Annotated in this window: 7 protein-coding genes; 3 read left to right on the forward strand and 4 right to left on the reverse strand. The window is 61.2% G+C overall.

What is annotated here, in order from left to right; translation table 11 throughout:
- Positions 1 to 28: 28 nt before the first annotated feature.
- Positions 29 to 751 (reverse strand): transposase, encoded by a 723-nt coding sequence (locus tag ABZF37_RS12805; protein WP_372720524.1) that lies wholly within the window; start codon positions 749 to 751, stop codon positions 29 to 31.
- A 592-nt stretch (positions 752 to 1,343) separates the two neighbouring features.
- On the opposite strand from ABZF37_RS12805, the gene ABZF37_RS12810 reads away from it, so the two are divergent.
- On the forward strand, positions 1,344 to 1,562 hold the full coding sequence (locus ABZF37_RS12810; protein ID WP_372720526.1) for a hypothetical protein: 219 nt from the start codon (positions 1,344 to 1,346) through the stop codon (positions 1,560 to 1,562).
- 278 nt (positions 1,563 to 1,840) lie between these two features.
- Here the strand turns inward: ABZF37_RS12810 and ABZF37_RS12815 are convergent, their stop codons facing one another.
- From ABZF37_RS12815 to purU, 3 genes are all read right to left on the reverse strand, one after another.
- Positions 1,841 to 2,443, reverse strand: coding sequence for a hypothetical protein (locus ABZF37_RS12815; protein WP_372720528.1), 603 nt, complete (start codon positions 2,441 to 2,443; stop codon positions 1,841 to 1,843).
- Positions 2,444 to 2,928: 485 nt separating this feature from the next.
- Entirely contained in the window at positions 2,929 to 3,426 is a 498-nt protein-coding gene (locus ABZF37_RS12820) for a DUF4410 domain-containing protein (RefSeq protein ID WP_372720530.1), read from the reverse strand.
- Positions 3,427 to 3,866: 440 nt separating this feature from the next.
- Positions 3,867 to 4,724, reverse strand: a complete 858-nt coding sequence (gene purU, locus ABZF37_RS12825) for a formyltetrahydrofolate deformylase (RefSeq protein WP_372720532.1) — start codon at positions 4,722 to 4,724, stop codon at positions 3,867 to 3,869.
- 110 nt (positions 4,725 to 4,834) lie between these two features.
- Here purU and ABZF37_RS12830 point away from each other — a divergent pair, with 110 nt between their 5' ends.
- Complete coding sequence (locus tag ABZF37_RS12830; protein WP_372720534.1) at positions 4,835 to 6,310, forward strand: FAD-linked oxidase C-terminal domain-containing protein; 1,476 nt, start codon at positions 4,835 to 4,837, stop codon at positions 6,308 to 6,310.
- A 2-nt stretch (positions 6,311 to 6,312) separates the two neighbouring features.
- Positions 6,313 to 7,181 (forward strand): glycolate oxidase subunit GlcE (glcE, locus tag ABZF37_RS12835; RefSeq protein ID WP_372720536.1); only part of this gene is annotated, 869 nt, incomplete at its 3' end.

Genomic DNA, 7,181 nt, shown 5'->3' on the forward strand with positions numbered 1-7,181 from the left:
GATCAAGGGGTCAGAGTTGTTGAAGCTCCTACCGGGTAAGGTCACGGCACCGCTCCCGGAAGCGTTCACTCTTTCGGTCTCCGCCATGCGGTTGCCGATGCAGGCGCCGTTGCAATGCGTTCTCAATCTCGCCACGGAAACGGTCATGACCCAAAACGGTACCGGTTTGTGTCGCATCACGGATTGTATCGAGCTCCCTGTCATCGACGGGGGTCGAAAACAAGGCGCGATAGGCCGCGCGTCGGGACGCCGGGTCGTCGCCGAGCCGCTCATAGAGCGGGTGCAGTAACACCAGCGCGTCGGGGAACCCATCTGCATTAAAGCGGTAGCTCGACCACCGGTAGGCACCGGGGTCCTCCACCATCCGGGCGCGGAGCGGATTGAGCTCGATGTAGCGGCTGCAGGTGAGCAGATAGCGCTCGGAATCGATCAGCGTGGATTTATAACGGCCCTCCCACAAGGTCCCGCTGCGCTGGTACACCGTGTTGACATAACGCACGTAGTGCCGCCCAACCGACTGTAGCGTTAACGACGGTGCCTTGACGCTGTCCGGCGTCAGCAGCAGATGAACATGATTGGTCATCAACACGTAAGCGTGGATGCGGCAACCGAATCGGTCGGCGGCGTCCTTGAGACTGGCCAGATAGAAGTGGTAGTCGTCATCGGCGAAGAAGCACGGCTGCCGATTGTTGCCACGTTGGATGATATGCAGCGGCTGGCCGGGGACGACGATCCTTGGCCATCGGGCCATGATGCATTCCGGTTACGTGGATGAGGTGCTGTTCAAGCGTAGGCAGGGCAGGCTCAGATTTCAATGACTCTGACCCCTTAGATCTCACCCCTTTATTCTCCATATATTGATGATAAATAAGATAAAAAATAACACTAAGAAAAAGATTATAGCGCGTCCACCCCATCGCACGATTAAATGATAAGGGCTTTTCACGTATTTCTCGGGGTGCACTGTAAGTTCCCAGCCATTCGGTATGTCTTCAATTTTTTTTATCTTAAAGGCTAGCGCCACGAGAGTCGCGATAAACCCGCAGCCAAATGCAATAAAAAGAGATAAAAACATGGTTATTTTTATCACGACTCTACAACCTAATGTGGATTTCTAAAGTTTTCTCTAATAGGACCGTAGCCTGTATGAAGCGTAGCGGAATCCGGGGCGAGTGGGTGATGGCCTCCCCGTATTCCGCTACGCTCCATACGGGCTACCACTTGCTGCCTTTATCTGCTTAACGATCGGGCCATGATGCATTCGTTCCGTTTAGGTGGATCAGGTGCTGTGCAAGCGTAGATAGGGCAGGCTCGGATTTCAATGACTCTGACCCGTTGATCTTATGTCGGTCTCCGCCATGCGGCTGCCGATGCAGGCGCCGTTGCAATGCGTTCTCAATCTCGCCACGGAAACGGGCATGACCCAGAACGGTACCGGTTTGTGTCGCATCACGGATTTTATCGAGCTCCCTGTCATCGATGTGGGTCGAAAACAAGGCGCGATAGGCCGCGCGTCGGGACGCCGGGTCGTCGCCGAGCTGTTCATAGAGCGGATGCAGTGACACCAGGGCATCGGGGAACCCATCCGCATTAAAGCGGTAGCTCGACCACCGGTAGACACCGGGGTCCTCGACCATCCGGGCACGGATCGGATTGAGCTCGATGTAGCGGCTGGCCGCAGACGACGGTCCTTAGGCCAGCGGGCCATGATGCATTCCGTTTACGCGAATGAGGTGCTGCGCAAGCGTACACAGGGCAGGTTCAAATTTCAATGACTCTGACCCCTTGATTCCTGACCCCTTGATTCTTGCCTTAACTCGTCCGTCAAACCCGGGATAGCTCACTCTGACCCCTTGATCCCCGCCTCGCTCTCATAATATCCGCACCCTGTAATGCTTACATTGGAAACGACCTCTTGGGTAATGGCGCGAATGCTGGCGTGGCGAGTCGTATTTGACGCGAACTTGCCAGAGTAATTGCCGCGCACAGTGAGCGCATATTCGGAGGTCAAAGGATAATAATATCTTTCGGCGGCAGCGATAACAAAATCGCGCGATCTCTGTGACGGCGGTCCGTATGAATTGAGCCACTTATAGCGGTTCGCCTCAAAAAGACTCCGTTGACCGTTTTGGGAGCGCCATGCGTAATTGTTTGCTAAATGGGAAACGAAATCAGCGAAGTTGGCGAAGGGTTTATCAGCATCCCTGTATCTCGCAATTTCAAAAGCAATCATAGAACCGTGACCCTCTTTTCCATAGCCAAACATGGCAAAAGACTCAAATTTGGAAGAGTCTAATGCCTTCTCGAATGGCGTAAAGCGCTTGGGCGGTTCGCGTGAAATGAAGCCTGGTCCAGTAGGTACCTTGGCCGAAACAACGCATTGCCCGATTTCGACGACGAAGGAATACCAAAGTTCCGGATTGGTCTCCATGCGCTGGCCCATGCAGCTGCCGCACGTACCCACAAGCAGAACGCTTAGCAGGGCGCGGGTAATGGGTTGCATCGGTAGCTGTGTGGACTGGAAGGCGCTGCTAGCATCGTGGCACCGAATAAAGAGCTAATTAACCTTAACGGATTGCGTAACATTTGGCCGCCGACGATATTTGGCACCGGATCGAAGAAGTTAGCCTTATAGTCCAGGCCCGCTCCGGCCCAACTCGCGGCGTTTGTGGCATACGATTGCGACACGGCACCGCCGAGTATGCGCATGTGTACGCCCGCAAGGGCGGCACGATCCAGGGTGTTCACTGCCTGGGCCAGAATTTGCCCTCCTTGGCTGTGACCGACTAAGCAGAATCAAGGGGTCAGAGTTGTTGAAGCTCCTACCTGGTAGGTTCACGGCGCCGCTCCCGGAAGCTTTCACTCTTTCGGTCTCCGCCATGCGGCTGCTGCAGGCTGTGCCATGGCCGTAGCGGCATAACGAGGTCTTTAGTTCTTACTGCTGCCCGAGAGGAACTTTGCGATTTCTTGGGCGTGCATCCTTGCCACGTCGTCTTCGCCACCCACAGCCATCATGTTGTAACTGGAAACTTGCGATTCTCCGACGACACGATTGGTTTTACTATCGGTCACGGTGACGGTGGAATCGATACCATCTTTGCCCGCTAATACGCCAAACATGGCCCGCGAGAAACCGCTACGCATGCGATATGAGTTCACAGTGATTACTGTCTCGTAGGGCGCGATGGCGTCTTCGGTGGCCAACAGGCCGTGCTTGGACAGCTCCAATTTTAGGTGTCCCTTGACGGCTGCCAGGAAGTGCTCGGGCGCGTCGCTGGTCTGGGCGGAAATCTTCCCAATGGAGTACTTGGTCGCGACAGGGGTGGTCTCTTTGGAGGGCTGTAGCGGCTGCTTCACTACAGTGGAACTTGCGCAGCCGACTAAACACAACGCGAACGCGGCGACCAAAAGTTTGGATCCATACATGGGCTCACCCTTTGTTAATGGTTGTAAAAGCGCAGGTCATCGTCGCCGAATGTGTCGGCGTATGTTTAGGCTTGAGTCAGCCGGCCCGCATACCCTTACTACTGGCGTGCCGCCGTGGGTGATGGTGGACCAAGTCTCGAGAGACAAACCCTTGCCTCGCAGGCCGTTATCGCCCTGACAATCGGCTAAGGTTGCCCTTCAGATTGCTAGTCATCGCCTCCCCCGTCGCACCACCGGACAGGTCTTTGCCTGTCTGTAGTGACATGGATATTTGCTGGCGATATAGACCCGCCCACGGGCGGTGTCAAGGGATTTTTTCAGGGCCGTCCGGGGCTGCCCGCAAACCGTGTCGGCAGCGTGTGCCCGCCGCGGGTCAGGGGCCCGGTCCGAGGGCCTCGGGGGGATTCTTGCGGTCGAATTGGGTTCCGCGCGCTGCCGATTTAATCGAATACGACGGTCTTGTTGCCATACGCAAGAATGCGATGTTCCAAATGCCAGCGCACGGCACGTGACAGGACCATTTTTTCCACGTCGCGGCCTTTCTGGATCAGGTTTTCCACCTGGTCGCGGTGCGATACGCGGATGACGTCCTGCTCGATGATTGGGCCCTCGTCCAGGCTGTCGGTGACGTAGTGGCTGGTGGCGCCGATGATTTTGACGCCGCGCTCGAAGGCGCGGTGGTAGGGGCGGGCGCCCAGGAAGGACGGCAGGAAGGAATGGTGGATGTTGATGATGCGCGCCGGGTACTTGGCCACGAAGTGCGGGCCGAGGATTTGCATGTAGCGCGCCAGCACGATCAGATCGACTTGGTGCTGTTCCAGCAGGGCCAGCTGTGTGGCTTCGGCGTCGGCCTTGTGCTCGGGCGTGACGTTGATCAGGTGAAACGGGATATCGTAGAACTCGACCAGGTGGCGGGTGTCCTCGTGGTTGCTGATGACCAGCGGCACGTCGCAGTGCAGCTCCCCGGCGCGGTGGCGGTACAGCAGGTCGGCCAGGCAGTGGTCGTAGCTGGAGGCAAAAATGGCCACTCGCTGGCGCTGGTCCGAGCTTTCCAGACGCCACTGCAGGGTGAGCTTTTCGGCCAGCGGCGAGAAAGCCGCGGCGAAGTCCGCCAGCGGCATGTCGAAGTCCGCCAGCGACCATTCCACCCGCATAAAGAACAGCTCGGCGGCGATGTCCACATGCTGGTCCGCATGCAGGATATTGGCGCCGTGGCGGTACAGGAATTCGGCGACGGTGGCGACCAGGCCGCGTTCGTCGGGGCAGGTAATGAGCAGGATGGCTGTGTTGGTGGACATGGTGCCTTGGCGGGTGACGGGTTCTTTGCACCGCAAAATATAAGCCAATCGGCGTCGGCGTTCTGCGTTTGGGCGCCAGCAGCTACCATTGCCGCTGGTCAGGAGGGGGCATGACACTCACCCATACGCAGGCGGCGGATAGCGCCGGGCTGCTCGAAGCGCTGCGCGACGTGCTGCCGCCGGACGGGCTGATTACCGCCGAAGCCGAGCGCCGCGTCTACGAGTGCGACGCGCTGGCCAATTATTGCGCGCTGCCCTTGGCGGTGGCGCTGCCGGAAACCATTGCCCAGGTGCAGGCGGTGTTGCGTGTGTGCCGCGAGCACGGCGCGCCGGTGGTGCCGCGTGGCGCGGGCACTGGTCTTTCCGCAGGCGCCCTGCCGCGGGAGGACGGCGTGTTGCTGTCCATGACGCGCTTTGACCGCATCCTGGGTATCGATCCGGACAACCGCGTGGCCCGCGTGCAGCCGGGGGTGCGCAACCTTGCGGTGTCCGAAGCCGCGGCGGAGCACGGGCTGTTCTACGCGCCGGATCCGTCGTCGCAGTTTGCGTCGAGCATCGGCGGCAACATCGCCGAGAACTCGGGCGGTGTTCACTGCGTCAAGTACGGATTGACCACGCACAACCTGCTGGAAGTCACCCTGGTGACCATGGATGGCGAACTGCTGACCCTGGGCGGCGCCCTGGACAGCCCCGGTTACGACCTGCTGGCGCTGGTGACCGGCTCCGAGGGCATGCTGGGAGTGGTGGTGGAGGCGCGCCTGAAGTTGCTGCCGCTGCCCGAATCCATCGTGCTCTTGCAGGCGGCGTTTCCGGATCTGGAACGCGCCGGCCGCGCGGTGATGGACATCATCGCCGGCGGGGTGGTGCCGGCCGGGCTGGAAATGATGGATCAGGTCGCCATCGAAGTCGTGGAGGGCTATATCCAGATGGGCCTGCCGGTGGACGCGGCGGCCCTGTTGCTGTGCGAGCTCGACGGGGCCGACGCCGAGGTCGAGGCGCAGCTGGAACGCGTGCAGGCGCTGATGCAGGCCTGCGACGGCTACGCCATCCGCGTGGCGCGCGATGCCGACGAACGCACACGCCTGTGGGCTGGGCGCAAGGGTGCGTTTCCGGCCATGGGCCGGGTGTCGCCGGATTTTTACATCACCGATGCGACGGTGCCGCGCCGGCACCTGGCCGGCATCCTGCGCCGCATTGGCGAACTGGCACGTGAGTACGAGCTGCGGGTGGCCACGGCGTTTCATGCCGGCGACGGCAACCTGCACCCGCTGATTCTGTACGACGGATCGGTGCCGGACGAAGTGGCCCGCACCGAAGCGCTGGCCAGTCGCATCCTCGACGAATGCCTGGCGCTCGGCGGCACCATCAGCGGCGAGCACGGTATCGGCGCGGAAAAAATAGACAAGGCCTGCCGGCAGTTCGGTGACGCCGAAATTGGCGATTACTTCGCCGTGAAGCGCGCGTTCGATCCCAGCGGCTTGCTCAACCCCGGCAAGGCGATTCCGACCCTGGTCCGCTGTGCCGAGCTGCGCGGCAGTCACGTGCACCACGGGCAGGTGCCGCATCCGGAGCTGGAGCGGTTTTGAGCGTGGACGCGGACATCAGCGACAGCCTGCAGGCTGCGGTGCGCGGCGCCATCGAGACGCGCCAGCCGCTGCAACCGAGGGGCCACGGCAGCAAGGATTTTTACGGCAACGCCGCAGGCGGCGAACGGCTGGATGTCAGCGGCCACCGCGGGGTAGTCAGCTACGAGCCGGGCGACCTGGTGCTCAGCGCGCGAGCCGGCACGCCGCTGGCGCAGATCGAGGCGCTGCTGACAGAACATGGCCAGATGCTCGGCTTCGAGCCGCCACAGTTTGGCGGGCGCGGCACGCTGGGTGGCGCCGTGGCGGCCGGTTGGTCCGGCCCGCGCCGGCCGTGGGCCGGCTCGGTGCGTGACTTTGTGCTTGGCGTGCGCGCCATCAATGGCCGCGGCGAGCGGGTTCGTTTCGGTGGCGAGACCATCAAGAACGTGGCCGGCTACGATCTGCCGCGCCTGTACGCCGGCTCGCTGGGCACACTGGGCCTGCTGCTTGAGGTGTCGGTTCGGGTGCTGCCGATCGCGGAGGCGGAAGTGACCCTGGTACTGGAGCCCGCCGACCCGCTGCGGCAGATGCTCGACTGGCAACGCCGGCCATGGCCGCTGTCGGGCCTGTGCCAGGTTGGCGGGCAGGTGTACTTGCGCCTGTCCGGCACCGCGGCGGGCGTGGATGCCGCGCGAAAGCAGATTGGCGGTGAGCCGTGGGCGCAGGGCGCCGTGTTCTGGCAGGCGCTGCGGGATCTGGAACTGCCGTTTTTCGCGGGGGGTTCACCGCTGTGGCGGATGTCGGTGCTGCCTGCCACGCCACCTCCCGACCTGGCAGGCGAGTGGCTGGTGGACTGGGGCGGTGCCCAGCGCTGGCTGCGCAGCGAGGCGCC

It is taken from the genome of Immundisolibacter sp. (genome assembly GCF_041601295.1).
Lineage (GTDB): Bacteria > Pseudomonadota > Gammaproteobacteria > Immundisolibacterales > Immundisolibacteraceae > Immundisolibacter.